Here is a 14793-nt window from a genome sequence, read left to right on the forward strand (position 1 = left end):
CGGAGCGAAGGAGGGGATCATGCGCTGCGTTGCCTGGCGGACGGCGTTCGCGCTGCTTTTCATGGCGTCCGGGATTCTTGCGGCGAGTCCCGCGCTGGCCGAGAAGCCGGCCTGGGCCGGCGGCGAAAAGGGCGGTCCGCAAAAGTCGGGACCCCAAAAGGGATCGGCCGTGGATTTCCGTTTTCAGGACCAGCACAGGGCGGCCGTTCAGGACTATTTTGCCGGCCAGTACCGTAAGGGCAGCTGTCCGCCGGGCCTGGCCAAGAAGCACAATGGCTGCCTGCCGCCCGGCCAGGCGAAGAAATGGACGATGGGGCGGCCGCTGCCGCGCGACGTCATCTTCTACGATTTGCCGCCGGCCATTCTCATGCAGCTGGGGCCGCCGCCCTCGCGGCACCGTTTCGTGCGCGTCGCCCAGGATATCCTGCTGTTGGCCGAAGGCACGGGCATGGTAGTGGACGCCATCGAAAACCTGAACTGGGAGTTCAGCCGCTAGTCATGGCTGATTGCCCTCGCCGTCGCCCGGAGCGTCCATGACCGACCCCGTCGAATCCCGCCTCATCGACCTGGAAATCCGCCTGGCCCACCACGAGCGCCTGGCCGAGGACCTGTCTTCCGTGATGGCCGAGCAGGGCCAGGTCATCGACCGGCTGGCCTTGCAGGTGCGGCGCCTGGCGGAACGCCTGGGCGATCTCGAAGCCGGCTGGCGCCCACCGCAGGACGACAAGCCGCCGCCCCACTATTGAGCGGGCGCCCGATGGTTTCCGCTCCCACGGTCCCTGCCGGCGAGGCTGCCTACTTCGTCTACGTGCTCTGCAACGACGCCGGCGTCGCCTACACCGGCATCGCCTTGGATGTTGAGGCCCGGCTGGCCCGCCACAACGCCAACGCCGGGGCCCGTTTCACCCGCGGGCGCGGTCCCTGGCGGGTGGCCCACGTCGAGGGGCCGTTCGCCCACGGCGACGCGCTGCGCCGGGAAAGGGCGCTGAAGCGGGATCGGCGCTTCAAGGCGCGGCTCAAGGCCGGATTGGCGACGACATGACGCCATCGGCCCTGGGCAGAGCGGGGCGATGCCGCTACCATGCGGGCTGCTCCTCGATGACCCCAAGCCGGCAGCGGATGGCATGAACACGCCCGATGACGATTCCGAAGACGATGCGCCCGAGTTGCCGCCCGGCGTCAAGAACTACATCACGCCGCAGGGCTTCGGCCGGTTGCAGGAGGAGCTTCGCCACTTGGCGCGGGTGGAACGCCCCAAGGTGGTCGAGGTGGTCTCGTGGGCGGCCGGCAACGGCGACCGCTCCGAAAATGGCGACTACATCTATGGCAAGAAGCGGCTGCGCGAAATCGACCGGCGCATCCGGTTCCTGACCAAGCGCATCGAGGCGGCCGAAGTCGTCGACCCGGCCCGCCAGTCCGGGCGCGACCAGATCTTCTTCGGCGCCACCGTGACCTACGCCAACGGGCGCGGCGAGGAGAACACCGTCACCATCGTCGGCGTCGACGAGGCCAACCTCGAACGCGGCCGGGTCAGCTGGATCTCGCCCATCGCCCGGGCGCTGCTCAAGGCCCACGAGGGCGACGTCGTCACCGTGCGCACGCCAGCCGGCGGCGAGGCCATCGAGGTGGTGGCCATCCGCTATGGGGCGGACGCGTCGACCTAGGGACGCCCGCTCCGCCGGGCCGTTCCCTTCTGGCGGCCTCAGGCGGCCTTCAAGGAATCCGCCAACGTCTTGACGAATTGGAACAGGCGCTTGCGCACCTGTCCGTCGCCGATCCGGAAATAGTTGTGCATAAGCTCGATGGCTTCCCGGGAGCTCATGGGATCGCTGTCGAACTCTGCCTGCCGCGGCTCGGCCAGGCCCTTGCCACGCGGCACCAAGCCCGCCTTCGCCACGTCGTCGGTCATCCCTTCGAAGAAGAAGGCGACGTCGACGCCAAGCGCGTTGGCGATCTTGAACAGGTTGCTCGCGCCGATGCGGTTCGAGCCGTTTTCGTATTTCTGGATCTGCTGGAACGTCACTCCGATGGCTTGGCCCAGGTTCGTCTGGCTGAGACGCAACCCGACACGCCGGGCGCGTACCCGCGATCCGACGTAACGATCGATCAGATTAGGCGTACCTTTCGGAATTCGCTTCTTTTTCATGTCCCCACCCCGAGGCGCTATAGTCGCTGAAGCAAATTACCCGCACACGCACGAGGCCTGTGCGGCTGGTTATCGTTATTACCTATGATAGTGGGGTTTGCCCAGCTAATTGTCTAGCTTTGTGACAGTTCGGAATCGTCCATCCGACCCGTCATCGGGGACAAGGCAACGGGCGACCCCGGTGGGGGGCCGCCCGTCCGCAGGCACGTCAGGACCGGTTCAGACGAACCAGAACTTGAGAACGAAGAGGACCGCCAGGACGTAGACCGCCGGGCTGACCTCGGAAGCGCGACCGCTGGCCAGCTTGACCACCGCATAGGTGACGAAGCCGAACGCGATGCCGTTGGCGATCGAGTAGGTCAACGGCATGGACAGCGCGGTGACCACGGCGGGGGCGACGTCGGTGATGTCGTCCCAGTTGATTTCGGCCAGGCCGCGCACCATCAGGCAGGCGACGAACAGAAGGGCCGGCGCCGTGGCGAAGGCGGGAACCGTCGCGGCAAGCGGGGAAAGGAACAGCGCCAGCAGGAACAGCACCGAGACGACCACGGCCGTCAGGCCGGTCCGTCCGCCGGTGTTGATGCCGGCCGCGCTTTCGATGTAGCTGGTCGTCGTCGAGGTGCCGAGCACGGCGCCGACGCAGGTGGCCGTGCTGTCGGCCAGCAGCGCCTTGCGCAGGCGCGGCAGCCGACCCTGGGCGTCCAGCATGCCACCGCGATGGGCAAGGCCGATCAGGGTTCCCGCCGTGTCGAACAGGTCGACGAACAGGAAGGCGAAGATGATGGTGACGAAGCCGACGTTGAGGGCGCCGGCGAGGTCCATCTGCATGAGGGTCGGGGCCAGGCTGGGCGGCATCGAGAACACGCCCTTGGGTTCGGTCAGGCCGAAGGCGACCCCGATGAAGGTGAGGGCGAGGATCGAGATGATCATCGCGCCCGGCACTCTGAGCGCCGTCAGCACGGCCATGGCCATGAAGCCGGCGATGGCCAGCAGAACGGTCGGGCTGGTCACGTCGCCCAGGGTCACCAGGGTGGCCGGATGGGCGACGATGAGGCCGGACTGCTCGAAGGCGATGATGCCGAGGAAGAGGCCAATGCCGGCCGAGATGGCCAGCTTCAGCGATTGCGGAATGGAATTGACCACCCATTCGCGGACCGGCAGCACGCTGATGGCCATGAAGATGACGCCCGAGATGAACACGGCGCCCAGCGCCACCTGCCAGGTGTGGCCCATGCCCTGGACGACGCCGAAGGTAAAGTAGGCATTCAGCCCCATGCCCGGCGCCAGCGCGAACGGATAGTTGGCGTAAAGGCCCATGATCGCCGTGCCGATGGCGGCCGCCAGACAGGTGGCGACCAGCACGGCCCCCGCGTCCATCCCGGCGATCTTCAGGATCGACGGGTTGACGAAGATGATATAGGCCATGGTGAGGAACGTCGTGACCCCCGCGAGCAGCTCTCTGCGAACGGTCGTGCCGTTCTCGGAGAGCTTGAAAAATGTATCAAGCATGGAATTATCCTTGATGCCCTATTTCCCCCATTTACCATGTCTTCATGGCTTTCGGACTGTAATCGATTTCGCGACGCGTTGTTAAGCGACAACGGAGGGTTGGCCATGAAATCGTCGAAAGCCGCGTGGGCCGCGCTTGCCGGCGCGGCGGTCCTGGCCGTCGCCGGCCGGCCGGCCGCCGCCGAAACCGTGGTGATCAGCCGGGACGACTGCCGGCGCGTGGTGCGCCACGTGGCGTCGGCCGACGTCGCCTACACGCCGGGGGTGGATGCGCGCGGCCGCGCGGTGGCGCCGGCCGACGTAGCCGGTACGCCGCAACTGCGGCTGCCCGAGACCTTCACCTTCGACATCGCCATCGACATGCGCCGCTATCTTGGCGTTCCGAAGGACGAGGCCGGCGCCGCCAGCGCGGCGGCCATCGCCGCCGACAAGGCGAAGACGGCGGCGCAATCGGCGGCCTCCGCCGCAACGTCGGCGGGCGGCGCCGCCGACAAGGCGCGCGACGCGGCCGATGCCGTACAGGCCGACGCCACCGCCGCCCAGACGGCCGCCGCCACTGCCCAGACGGCGGCCGACGCCGCGCCGCTCGACCTCGCCCTGCGGGCCGCCGCCAAGGCCGCCCAGACCGCCGCCGCCGAGGCCGCCGCCAAGGCGGGCCAGGCCGATGCCGATGCCGACGCGGTGGAAAGCCGGGCCTCCCAGGCGCGCACCCTCGCGGAATCGGCGGATGCCGCGAATACCGCCGAGAGCAAGGCCGCCGCGGCGTCATCCGCCGCCGCCGCCGCCGAACAGACCGCATCGCTGGCGGCGGCCATGGCCGGCGACCCGCAGGTGGGGGAGGACGCCACCGTCACCGCGCTGCGCGCCGCCGCCGTTTCGGCCACCGCCGCCGCCCAGACGGCGGATACCGCCGCCGAGGGCTCGACGGCGGCCAACGCCCAGCTTCCCCAGGCCTACCGGGACGCCCGGAAGTACGGCAACCTGGACATGAAGGTGGGGACCATCCGCTACGACATGGCCAGCGGCCGGCTGACCTTCGACGACCAGCCGCTGACCGACGCCGACCAGCGCGCCATCGCCGCCGCCTGCCAAAAGGCCCACGCCGGCGGGCGGTAAGTTCGTCCCGTTTTGCCTTCGCGCCATTGATGTGCGGCGGCCCATCGCCTAAAGTGCCGCCGCTTCATCGTTTTCAGGGACCAGCAACCGATGCGCCTGTCGCAATACTTTCTTCCGACGCTCAAGGAAAACCCCGCCGAGGCGCAGATCGTCTCGCACCGCCTGATGCTTCGGGCCGGCATGATCCGCCAGGCCAGCGCCGGCATTTACGCGTGGCTGCCGCTCGGCTACCGGGTGCTCAAGAAGATCGAGCGCATCGTGCGCGAAGAGCAGGACCGCGCCGGCTGCCAGGAAATGCTGATGCCGACCGTGCAGTCGGCCGAGCTGTGGCGGGAAAGCGGCCGCTACGAGGATTACGGCCCCGAGATGCTGCGCATCCGCGACCGCCACGACCGCGACATGCTCTACGGACCGACCAACGAAGAGCAGATCACCCAGATCGTGCGCGACAACGTGAAAAGCTACAAGGAACTGCCCAAGCTGCTCTACCACATCCAGTGGAAGTTCAGAGACGAGGTGCGGCCGCGCTTCGGGGTCATGCGCGGGCGCGAGTTCCTGATGAAGGACGCCTATTCCTTCGACTTGACGGCCGAGGGGGCGCGCCGCTCCTACAACCGCTTCTTCGTCTGCTATCTGCGCACCTTCGAGCGGATGGGCCTCAAAGCGGTGCCGGTGCGCGCCGACACCGGGCCGATCGGCGGCGATCTCAGCCACGAGTTCCTGGTGCTCGCCGACACCGGGGAATCGGAAATTGCCTGCCACGCCGATTTCATCGACATCGACGCCCACGGATCGACCATCGATTACGACGACGCCGGCGCCCTTCAGGCCACCTTCGATCACTTCACGTCGCTCTATGCGGCGGTGGACGAGCAGCGCGACCCGGCCGTCGAAAAGGCGCTCGGCGACAAGCTGGCCGTGCGCCGCGGCATCGAGGTCGGCCACATCTTCTATTTCGGCGCCAAGTACTCCGACCCGATGAAGGCCCTGGTGGCCGGGCCGGAAGGGGAGTCCGTGAAACTCGAATGCGGGTCCTACGGCATCGGCGTGTCGCGCCTGGTCGCCGCCATCATCGAGGCCTCGCACGACGATGCGGGCATCATCTGGCCCGACGCGGTGGCGCCCTTCAAGGTCGGGTTGATCGACCTCAAGGCCGAGGACGCCGAGTGCGCCCGGGTGTGCGACGACCTGTACCGCCGCCTCCAGAAGGCCGGCGTCGAGGTGCTCTACGACGACCGCGAGGGGCGGGCCGGCGTCAAGTTCGCCGACATGGACCTGATCGGCCTGCCGTGGCAGCTCGTCGTCGGGCCGCGCGGCGTCAAGTCGGGCGTCGTCGAACTGAAGAACCGCCGCACCGGCGAGCGTCAGGAACTGGCCGTCGAGGCCGCCATCGACCGGCTGGCCGGCTAGACGGGAAGGGAGCCGCCGGTGTTTTCCGCCTTCGAACGAATGGTCGCCATGCGCTACCTGCGGGCCCGCCGGCAGGAAGGGTTCATCTCGGTCATCGCCTGGTTCTCGCTGCTGGGAATCGCCCTTGGCGTGGCGACGCTCATCATCGTGATGTCGGTGATGAACGGCTTCCGCCAGGAACTGCTGACCCGCATCCTCGGCATCAACGGCCATCTGATGGTGTCGGGGGCGTCCAACCAGCTGACCGATTTCGATCCGCTGGCCGAAAAGCTGCGCGGCTTGGCCGGCGTCACCCTGGTGACGCCGATGATCGAGGGCCAGGTGATGGCGACCGCCAACGGCGTCGCCCGCGGCGCCGTGGTGCGCGGCGTACGGCCCGAAGACCTGGCCAAGCGTGCCATCGTCGCCGACAACATCGATGCCGGGTCGCTTCAGGACCTCGAGGGGGGGGACGCGGTCCTCATCGGCTCGCGCATGGCCAGCCTGATGGGGCTCAAGGTGGGGGATTCCATCTCGCTGATCTCGCCCAAGGGCAACGTCACCGCCTTCGGCACCGTGCCGCGCCTGCGCGCCTATCGGGTCGCCGGCACCTTCCGCATCGGCATGTACGAATACGATTCCAGCTTCATTTTCATGCCGCTGCCGGCCGCGCAGACCTATTTCCGCCTGCCCGAGGCGGTGACCAACCTCGAAGTCTTCATCGACAACCCCGACAACGCCCGGCGGCTCGGCATCGAGATCGTCCGCGTCATCGGCGCCAAGGGCCAGGTCCACGACTGGCAGCAGGTGAACTCCACCTTCTTCAACGCCATCCAGGTGGAGAGGAACGTCATGTTCCTCATCCTGACGCTGATCATCGTGGTGGCCGCCTTCAACATCGTTTCCAGCATGATCATGCTGGTCAAGGACAAGGGACGCGACATCGCCATCCTGCGCACCATGGGCGCCACCGCCGGCATGATCATGCGCATCTTCTTCCTGTCGGGGGCCAGCATCGGCGTCATCGGCACCATCGCCGGCTTCCTGCTGGGGGTACTGTTCTGCGACAACATCGAGAGCATCCGCCAGGGAATCCAGATGCTGACCGGTACCCAGCTTTTCGACGAGACCATCTATTTTCTGTCGAAGCTGCCGGCCAAGATGGACGCCACCGAGGTCGCCGCCGTCGTCGGCATGGGCCTCGGCCTGTCGTTCCTGGCCACCCTCTATCCCGCCTGGCGGGCCTCGCGCATCGATCCGGCGGAGGCGCTGCGCTATGAGTGAGGCGGCGCTTTCCCTGGTGCGGGTGGGCCGCGCCTTCAAGCAGGCGCAGGGCCGCCTGGAGGTGCTGAAGGGCGCCGACCTGACCCTGATGCCGGGCGAGATGGTGGCCCTGATCGGCCCCTCGGGGGCCGGCAAGTCGACCCTGCTGCACATCGCCGGCCTGCTGGAAAAGCCCGATACCGGCGAGGTCATCATCGCCGGGCAGTCGTGCGGCGGCGCCAACGACGACGCCCGTACCCAACTCCGGCGCCACCACATCGGCTTCGTTTACCAGTACCACCACCTGCTGCCCGAGTTCTCGGCGCTGGAGAACGTGGTGGTGCCCCAGATCATTGCCGGCATAAGCAAGGACGAGGCCCGGGCGCGGGCCCGCGAACTGCTGGGTGTGCTCGGCCTCGCGGCGCGTGAATCGCACCGGCCGGGCAAGCTGTCGGGCGGCGAGCAGCAGCGCGTTGCCATCGCGCGGGCCCTGGCCAACGCGCCCAGCCTGCTTCTGGCCGACGAGCCGACCGGCAACCTCGACCCCGAAACCGCCGCCGACGTTTTCGCCATGCTGCTCAAGCTGGCCCGCGGTGCCGGACTGGCGCTCCTGATCGCCACCCACAACACCGAACTGGCGGCCCGCATGGACCGCACGGTGCGCCTGCAGAACGGGGTTCTGGTCGAGCAGTAAGGTTCCGGAGCACTCGCCTCTCAGATCACCACCCTAGGTGACTGCCTTCGCAGCCGCCTTCCAAGTACCACCAGACGCTATGTTAGTAACAGCGCGGCCACCACTTGTGGGGGTGCGGGATTCCAGCCATGTTTGCCCCTATGGCAGACTCTTCGGACCCGAATGTCTGGACCTACATTATTTCTGCGGCCATTGGTCTCGTTGGCGCAGTTGCAGGTACCGCTGGCGGCATCTACATTGAGCGCTATCGCGCCCGTCTGAACCGCGAAGGTTCCCGACTTGACCGGGACCAGCAGCGGAACGCCATCGAGGCTGCGCTGTTCGGAGAGGCCAACTTCCTTCACTCCAACTGGAGCCACTACGCCAGAGAGTCGAGTCGATTTGGCGCCTCGCCTTTCGAAGATGCCCAAGCGATTAGGTGCCTCAAAACCCCGTTTCTCGAAAAGGCCAGCGGGGACATCGACCTGTTCGACATGGAAACTGCGGCAGCGATTGCTCGGCTCATTCACACGCGTAGCGCCATTGACGCTGAACTCGGAAAGACAATAAGCAGGGAAGAATGGATGACGCACACCCGTATGCAGGAAGGCATCCGGGCTGCAGAAAAACTGATCGAAGTTCTGAAACGCAAGCATATCAAATCCTGACATTTATCGCTCACCTTTGCCAAACTTGACCAGCCCCAAGACCACACCGCCGCTTGCCCACCAAGCGGGAATTGCTCACACTTTCTACCCACGGAAGAATTCACGGGGGACAACCGATGTGGGAATGGATCCAGGGCCTTCAGCCCGGCGCGGCGACCTTCCTCGGCGCCCTAGCCGGATCGCTGTTCGGCCTACTCGCAATCCTCGCTGGCGCGATGTTCAATGCCCACCTTAATCGCAAGCGCGACGACCGTCTGCGGGAGGAGGAACGCGAGGCTCTGTCCAATGCCCTCTTTGGAATTCTGGGAGCAATTCGAACCTCCATAGCAACCCGTACGTCTTACCTGACGCCGTCCATGTCCGATGCTAGTTGGGATCTTGTTGCCTGCCCCATTCCCCTGCTTGCCGACCTTCAAAGTATGTACCTTCAGTTGGGTAACCTGGATCCGGATGTTGCTAAGCGGATTTTTGATTTCGTCGAATTCGTCGGAGAGGTCGAAGGTCTGCTTAGTCGAGTTCGCAATGGAACATTTGTTGCCCCCGAGTCCTCCGAAACGGTCAGGCCATTGTTCGAAATGACTTTTGGGAGGGCCGCAGAACTTCAAAGACTTCTTGCCCCTAGCATCGGAGAGAAAGCGAAAGTCTTGAGGGTACTAGAAATGGACATAGCGTCATGGAGCCTGGGCAAACGAAAAACCGAACATCCCTTACCCCCACATGTTTGCGGTGACGCGAAGCCCAATGACGTCTGAGCGCTCGCCGACGGCCGTTTGCACGCCCGCCGTCCCGGCAAGCTGTCGGGCGGCGAGCAGCAGCGCGTTGCCATCGCGCGGGCCCTGGCCAACGCGCCCAGCCTGCTTCTGGCCGACGAGCCGACCGGCAACCTCGACCCCGAAACCGCCGCCGACGTTTTCGCCATGCTGCTCAAGCTGGCCCGCGGTGCCGGACTGGCGCTCCTGATCGCCACCCACAACACCGAACTGGCGGCCCGCATGGACCGCACGGTGCGCCTGCAGAACGGGGTTCTGGTGGCGGTCTGATCGCGGCAATTCCCCCCCTCCCTGTCCCTCCCCCGCAAGGGGGGAGGGAACGCCATGGCGCCGCCTTGCCCCTTTCTCCCTCCCCCTTGATGGGGGAGGGGTGGGGAGGGGGTGCCTGCCCGCAATTAGTTGTGGATAACGCCGCCCGGCCGTCCATATCCGGCTGACAGGGGCGCGCGGCTGTGGAATCCTGACGGCATGTCCCACGCCGATTTCGTGCACCTTCGCGTCCATACCGCGTACTCCCTGCTGGAAGGGGCGATGCGCGTCCCCGACGTGGTCAAGCTGGCCCGCGACAGGCGCATGCCGGCGGTCGCCATGACCGACACCAACAACATGTTCGGCGCCATGGAGTTCTCGGGCGCCTGCGCCGGGGCCGGCATCCAGCCCATTCTCGGCTGCCAGTTGGCCGTCGGCCGCGACGACGCGGACAAGTTCCGCGGCGCCCCCGCCGGCAACGGGCCGCGCGGCGTTCGCGCCACCACCGATCCCCTGGTCCTGCTGGCCCGGAACGACGCCGGTTACCGCAACCTCCTGAACCTGCTCAAGATCGCCTATCTCGACGCTGACGCCGAGGCCGACCCGCAGGTCTCGCTGGCGGCGCTGGAGGCCCACGGCGAGGGGCTGATCGCGCTGACCGGCGGCCCGGCCGGCCCGGTCGGCCGGCTGCTGGCCGAGGGCCAGGCGGACGAGGCCGAGGCCCTGCTGGCCCGCCTCAAGGCGGCGTTCCCCGGCGCCCTGTATGTCGAGCTGATGCGCCACGGCCTGGACGCCGAGGCGGCCGTCGAGCCGGCGCTGATCGATCTCGCCTACGCCCACGACCTGCCGCTGGTCGCCACCAACGAGGTGTTCTTCTCCGGCCCCGACATGTACGAGGCGCACGACGCCTTGATCTGCATCGCGGGGGGCACCTACGTGTCCGAGACGGACCGCCGGCGCCTCACCCCCGACCACGGCTTCAAGAGCGCCGAGGAGATGCGCGTGCTCTTCGCCGACCTTCCCGAGGCCGTCGACAACACCCTGGTCATCGCCCGGCGCTGCGCCTTCATGGTCGAGAAGATCGACCCCATCCTGCCACCCTACGACTGCGGCCCCGGCCAGAGCGAGCGCGATGTCCTGCGCGCCAAGGTCAAGGAGGGCCTGGAGGCCCGCCTGGAGGCCCAGGTCCTGCGCCCGGAGATGACCGGGGAGGAGCGCCAGGCGGCGGCCAAGCCCTATCGCGAGCGCATGGGCTACGAGTTGGGCGTGATCATGGAGATGGGCTTCACCGGCTATTTCCTGATCGTCGCCGAATTCATCCAGTGGGCCAAGGCGCACGGCATCCCGGTCGGCCCCGGCCGCGGCTCGGGCGCCGGCTCGGTGGTGGCCTGGGCGCTGACCATCACCGACCTCGACCCGCTGCGCTTCGGGCTTTTGTTCGAACGCTTCCTCAACCCCGAGCGGGTGTCGATGCCCGACTTCGACATCGACTTCTGCCAGGACCAGCGCGACAAGGTGATCCGCCACGTCCAGGAGAAGTACGGCCGCGACAAGGTGGCCCAGATCATCACCTTCGGCAAGCTGCAGGCCCGGGCCGTGCTGCGCGACGTCGGGCGGGTGCTGCAGATGCCCTATGCCCAGGTCGACCGCATCTGCAAGCTGGTGCCCAACAACCCAGCCAACCCGATGACGCTCGATGAAGCGCGCGCCGCCGAACCGCAGCTTCGCCAGATGATCGGCGAGGATCCGGCGGTCGAGCGGCTGTTCAACATCGCCCGCCGGCTGGAGGGGCTTTATCGCCACGCCTCGACGCACGCCGCCGGCGTCGTCATTGGCGACCGGCCGCTGGAGCAGTTGGTGCCGCTCTATCGCGATCCGCGTTCCGACATGCCGGTCACCGGCTTCAACATGAAGTACGTCGAATCGGCCGGGCTGGTGAAGTTCGACTTCCTGGGCCTGAAGACCCTGACCGTGCTGGCCAAGGCGGTGGACCTGGTGGCCAAGCGCGGGGTTTCGCTCAACCTTTCGCACCTGCCGCTGGACGACGCCGCCACCTTCGAGCTGCTGGCCCGCGGCGAGACGACCGGCGTGTTCCAGCTGGAAAGCTCGGGCATGCGCGACATCCTGCGCAAGATGAAGCCCGACACCTTCGAGGACATCATCGCCATCGTGGCGCTTTACCGGCCGGGCCCGATGGACAACATCCCCAGCTACATCCGGCGCAAGCACGGCGACGAGGCGCCCGACTATCTGTACCCGACGCTGGAAGGCATCCTGAAAGAGACCTTCGGCATCATCATCTACCAGGAACAGGTGATGCAGATCGCCCAGGAGCTGTCGGGCTACACGCTGGGCGGCGCCGACCTGCTGCGCCGCGCCATGGGCAAGAAGATCAAGGCCGAGATGGACAAGCAGCGGGCCATCTTCGTCGACGGCGCGGTGGCCCGCAAGGTGCCCCAGGCCAAGGCCTCCGACATCTTCGACCTGGTCGCCAAGTTCGCCGGCTACGGCTTCAACAAGTCGCACGCCGCGGCCTATGCCCTGGTCGCCTACCAGACCGCCTATCTCAAGGCCAACCATCCGGTCGAGTTCATGGCCGCCTCGATGACGCTCGACATGCACAACACCGATAAACTGGCCGGCTATCGCCAGGAGTTGAACCGCCTGGGCATCGCGCTCCTGCCCCCCGACATCAATATTTCGGAGGCCGAGTTCACCGTCGAGCCCGGCGCCGCCGGCGGCCAGGGCGCCGTGCGCTATGCGCTGGGGGCCATCAAGAACGTCGGCGTGGCGGCGATGCAGGCCCTGGTCGCCGAGCGCGGCAAGGGCGGCCCGTTCAAGAGCCTGACCGACCTCGCCGGCCGCTTCGACGCCCACGCGGTGAACAAGCGCCAGATGGAGAACCTGACCCGGGCCGGCGCGCTGGACCCGCTGAACCGCAATCGCCGCCAGGTGTTCGACGGCATCGACCGCCTGCTGCGCCAGGCCGCCGCGGCGGCGCACGAGCGGGCCAGCAACCAGATGGGCCTGTTCGGCGGCGGCGCGGCGCCGGTGGCGATGGCCGAGGAGAAGCTGCCCGACACCCCCGACTGGACGGCCATGGACCGCCTGCGCGAGGAATTCGACGCCATCGGCTTCTATCTTTCCGCCCATCCGCTCGATTCCTACGGCAAAAGCCTGGAGCGGGTGGGCGCCCAACGCTCGGCCGACATCCTGGCGGCCGGCCGTTCGGGGCAGGTGACGCTGGCCGGCACCGTGATGGCCAAGCGCGAGCGCACCTCGGCCAAGGGCAGCCGCTACGCCTTCGTCACCTGCTCGGACGCCTCGGGAGTGTTCGAGGTGACGGTGTTCTCCGAGGTGCTGGCCTCGGCCCGCGACCTGCTGGAGGTCGGCAACTCGATCCTCATCAAGGCCTCCGCCCAGTTCGAGGGCGAAGGGGTGCGCTTCACCACCCACGCCATTTCCTCGCTCAAGGAGGCGACGGCGGGCACCAGCCCCGGCATGAAGGTGCGCCTGGCCTCGGCCTCGCCGCTGCCGCGCCTCAAGGAGACGCTCTCCGGCCAGGGGCGCGGGCGGGGCCGCGTCAAGCTGGTCTGCGGGCTGGAGGCGGGGGCCGAGGTGGAGGTGGCGCTGCCCGGCGGCTACAAGGTGTCGCCCTCGCTGATCTGGGCGGTCCAGGAAATCCCCGGCGTCCTCGCCGCCGAGGAGATGTGACGCCGCCTCTCCGGTGCTTCGCTCCGTCCGTCATGGCCGGGCTTGCCCCACGGCTGTCCGGTTAAAGCTTTCCTGCCTTCAGGGCGGGCTCTTCGGTCATCCAACGCTCCCCAACGTCGTCATGGCCGGAACAAGTCCGGCCATGACGATTTTGAGAGGCGCATGGGTGCCCAAGAGCTCGTCTTGGTAGCAGAAAAATTTAAACCGGACAGCCGTGCAACGAGTGTGGGCATGACGGCCTTTGAGCGGGGGCCGTCAAAGCCATCGGCGTGTTAGAGCATTTTGCGTTCAGGCGAAACCATCTCTTGCGTCACTCCCGCGCAGGCGGGAGTCCAGAACGGCCGTTTGGCCTGGATTCCCGCTTTCGCGGGAATGACGAGAAATGAATTGGCAATTCCGTACGATCGCAAACCGCTCTAGCATGGAAATGACGATTATGCGGTTTTGTTCATATGCCTTAACGCGTTGAAATAGAACGGAAACTTAGGGAATCGCCGAAAAAAACCTCGTCATTTCTCGTCATTTTACGGTTTTTCGCTTTGGAATCAGAAGGTTAAGGGGGATCTTCCGCCCCCTCCGGTGACAAGCATGTTTACCTGTCAAAGAACGAAAAAAGGAATAATATCACATTAAGGGACGAATGTCAATGGATCGCCGCGCGGCCCCGCCGGCGGCTCACGGCGCCGCCATCTCCAGTTCCCGGCTGCGGCCGAGGCGGGTCATCCATTCGAAGAACGAGGGGTCGTGCCGCAATTGGTGGTGATAGTGCCGGCCCAGTGCCTTCGTCAGCCGGCCGCCGCGGCGCAGCAGATCGTCGGCATGGCCGACCATGACCGAGTTGGGCCACGCCTGCGGGCGGATATCCCTGAGGCGGGCGAACAGCCGATCCTCCGCCTCGTCCGGGTAGACCTGGGCCAGCAGCGACAGCATCGCCGCCGTGGAGCGCGACACCCCCATCTGGCAATGGATCAGCAGGTGGCCCTCGGCGCGGTCCGCGCTCGAGGCCTCGAGGTCGGCGCCGAAGCGCAGGATATCCTCGACATGCCGGCGCGTCGGCAGGATCTGCCCGGCCCTCGGCTCGATGATGTCGTGGACGCGCAGCGTGATGCGATGATGCGCGCCATAGAGCTGGAAGGCGTCGATCTCGGGCCAGCCGGGATCGAGCAGCGAGAGGACGTGGGTGACGTTGCGGGCCCGCTGGGCCGGCAGTTCGTCGATGCCGCAGACGGTGAGGACGGAAATGGAGAGGGGCTTCATGCGAGAGGGGCCTTATGAGGAGTGCTTGGGGGAGTGAAG

General features: G+C 66.6%; 14 protein-coding genes and 1 pseudogene. 12 read left to right on the forward strand and 3 right to left on the reverse strand.

Features of this window, described 5'->3' with window-relative positions; translation table 11 throughout:
* The first annotated feature begins 19 nt into the window (after positions 1-19).
* The 4 genes from ODR01_RS04040 to greB all read left to right on the forward strand — a co-directional run bounded on the left by ODR01_RS04040 (position 20) and on the right by greB (position 1664).
* A complete protein-coding gene (locus ODR01_RS04040; protein WP_316976327.1) occupies positions 20-496 on the forward strand; it encodes a hypothetical protein in 477 nt (158 codons plus the stop codon).
* Between the two features lie 37 nt (positions 497-533).
* The gene (locus ODR01_RS04045) at positions 534-746 is read left to right on the forward strand and encodes a SlyX family protein (RefSeq protein WP_316976328.1); all 213 of its coding nucleotides are present in this window, start codon (positions 534-536) and stop codon (positions 744-746) included.
* Positions 747-757: 11 nt separating this feature from the next.
* Complete coding sequence (locus ODR01_RS04050; protein ID WP_316976329.1) at positions 758-1042, forward strand: GIY-YIG nuclease family protein; 285 nt, start codon at positions 758-760, stop codon at positions 1040-1042.
* A gap of 82 nt (positions 1043-1124) precedes the next feature.
* Positions 1125-1664 (forward strand): transcription elongation factor GreB, encoded by a 540-nt coding sequence (gene greB / locus ODR01_RS04055; protein ID WP_316976835.1) that lies wholly within the window; start codon positions 1125-1127, stop codon positions 1662-1664.
* Positions 1665-1702: 38 nt separating this feature from the next.
* On the opposite strand, the gene ODR01_RS04060 is transcribed toward greB, so the two are convergent.
* Together ODR01_RS04060 and ODR01_RS04065 are read right to left on the reverse strand one after the other, a co-directional pair.
* Positions 1703-2146, reverse strand: coding sequence for a helix-turn-helix domain-containing protein (locus ODR01_RS04060; protein WP_316976330.1), 444 nt, complete (start codon positions 2144-2146; stop codon positions 1703-1705).
* 219 nt (positions 2147-2365) lie between these two features.
* Entirely contained in the window at positions 2366-3655 is a 1290-nt protein-coding gene (locus ODR01_RS04065) for an NCS2 family permease (protein ID WP_316976331.1), read from the reverse strand.
* A 105-nt stretch (positions 3656-3760) separates the two neighbouring features.
* Here ODR01_RS04065 and ODR01_RS04070 point away from each other — a divergent pair, with 105 nt between their 5' ends.
* The 8 genes and pseudogenes from ODR01_RS04070 to dnaE all read left to right on the forward strand — a co-directional run bounded on the left by ODR01_RS04070 (position 3761) and on the right by dnaE (position 13497).
* Positions 3761-4771, forward strand: a complete 1011-nt coding sequence (locus tag ODR01_RS04070; protein WP_316976332.1) for a hypothetical protein — start codon at positions 3761-3763, stop codon at positions 4769-4771.
* 90 nt (positions 4772-4861) lie between these two features.
* Positions 4862-6181, forward strand: a complete 1320-nt coding sequence (proS, locus tag ODR01_RS04075; protein ID WP_316976333.1) for a proline--tRNA ligase — start codon at positions 4862-4864, stop codon at positions 6179-6181.
* A 39-nt stretch (positions 6182-6220) separates the two neighbouring features.
* Entirely contained in the window at positions 6221-7444 is a 1224-nt protein-coding gene (locus ODR01_RS04080; protein WP_316976836.1) for a lipoprotein-releasing ABC transporter permease subunit, read from the forward strand.
* Positions 7437-8117 carry an ABC transporter ATP-binding protein gene (locus tag ODR01_RS04085; RefSeq protein ID WP_316976334.1) on the forward strand — a complete coding sequence of 227 codons (681 nt, stop codon included), beginning with the start codon at positions 7437-7439 and terminating at the stop codon, positions 8115-8117. The genes ODR01_RS04080 and ODR01_RS04085 overlap by 8 nt, the downstream gene beginning before the upstream one ends.
* A gap of 128 nt (positions 8118-8245) precedes the next feature.
* The gene (locus tag ODR01_RS04090; RefSeq protein ID WP_316976335.1) at positions 8246-8764 is read left to right on the forward strand and encodes a hypothetical protein; all 519 of its coding nucleotides are present in this window, start codon (positions 8246-8248) and stop codon (positions 8762-8764) included.
* Positions 8765-8880: 116 nt separating this feature from the next.
* On the forward strand, positions 8881-9516 hold the full coding sequence (locus ODR01_RS04095) for a hypothetical protein (RefSeq protein WP_316976336.1): 636 nt from the start codon (positions 8881-8883) through the stop codon (positions 9514-9516).
* Positions 9517-9546: 30 nt separating this feature from the next.
* Positions 9547-9804, forward strand: a pseudogene (locus tag ODR01_RS04100) (ATP-binding cassette domain-containing protein); the annotation flags it as partial.
* A 198-nt stretch (positions 9805-10002) separates the two neighbouring features.
* Entirely contained in the window at positions 10003-13497 is a 3495-nt protein-coding gene (gene dnaE / locus ODR01_RS04105; RefSeq protein ID WP_316976337.1) for a DNA polymerase III subunit alpha, read from the forward strand.
* A 675-nt stretch (positions 13498-14172) separates the two neighbouring features.
* Here dnaE and ODR01_RS04110 read toward each other — a convergent pair.
* Positions 14173-14754 (reverse strand): tyrosine phosphatase family protein, encoded by a 582-nt coding sequence (locus ODR01_RS04110; protein ID WP_316976338.1) that lies wholly within the window; start codon positions 14752-14754, stop codon positions 14173-14175.
* Positions 14755-14793: the final 39 nt, after the last annotated feature.

It is taken from the genome of Shumkonia mesophila (assembly GCF_026163695.1).
GTDB classification, from domain to species: domain Bacteria; phylum Pseudomonadota; class Alphaproteobacteria; order Rhodospirillales; family Shumkoniaceae; genus Shumkonia; species Shumkonia mesophila.

What these genes read in the sequence shown, in the direction of transcription:
- ODR01_RS04040 (WP_316976327.1), top strand. Translation starts at nt 20, where the DNA reads ATGCGCTGCGTTGCCTGGCGGACGGCGTTCGCGCTGCTTTTCATGGCG.
- ODR01_RS04045 (WP_316976328.1), top strand. Translation starts at nt 534, where the DNA reads ATGACCGACCCCGTCGAATCCCGCCTCATCGACCTGGAAATCCGCCTG.
- ODR01_RS04050 (WP_316976329.1), top strand. Translation starts at nt 758, where the DNA reads ATGGTTTCCGCTCCCACGGTCCCTGCCGGCGAGGCTGCCTACTTCGTC.
- greB (WP_316976835.1), top strand. Translation starts at nt 1,125, where the DNA reads ATGAACACGCCCGATGACGATTCCGAAGACGATGCGCCCGAGTTGCCG.
- ODR01_RS04060 (WP_316976330.1), bottom strand. Translation starts at nt 2,146, where the DNA reads ATGAAAAAGAAGCGAATTCCGAAAGGTACGCCTAATCTGATCGATCGT.
- ODR01_RS04065 (WP_316976331.1), bottom strand. Translation starts at nt 3,655, where the DNA reads ATGCTTGATACATTTTTCAAGCTCTCCGAGAACGGCACGACCGTTCGC.
- ODR01_RS04070 (WP_316976332.1), top strand. Translation starts at nt 3,761, where the DNA reads ATGAAATCGTCGAAAGCCGCGTGGGCCGCGCTTGCCGGCGCGGCGGTC.
- proS (WP_316976333.1), top strand. Translation starts at nt 4,862, where the DNA reads ATGCGCCTGTCGCAATACTTTCTTCCGACGCTCAAGGAAAACCCCGCC.
- ODR01_RS04080 (WP_316976836.1), top strand. Translation starts at nt 6,221, where the DNA reads ATGGTCGCCATGCGCTACCTGCGGGCCCGCCGGCAGGAAGGGTTCATC.
- ODR01_RS04085 (WP_316976334.1), top strand. Translation starts at nt 7,437, where the DNA reads ATGAGTGAGGCGGCGCTTTCCCTGGTGCGGGTGGGCCGCGCCTTCAAG.
- ODR01_RS04090 (WP_316976335.1), top strand. Translation starts at nt 8,246, where the DNA reads ATGTTTGCCCCTATGGCAGACTCTTCGGACCCGAATGTCTGGACCTAC.
- ODR01_RS04095 (WP_316976336.1), top strand. Translation starts at nt 8,881, where the DNA reads ATGTGGGAATGGATCCAGGGCCTTCAGCCCGGCGCGGCGACCTTCCTC.
- dnaE (WP_316976337.1), top strand. Translation starts at nt 10,003, where the DNA reads ATGTCCCACGCCGATTTCGTGCACCTTCGCGTCCATACCGCGTACTCC.
- ODR01_RS04110 (WP_316976338.1), bottom strand. Translation starts at nt 14,754, where the DNA reads ATGAAGCCCCTCTCCATTTCCGTCCTCACCGTCTGCGGCATCGACGAA.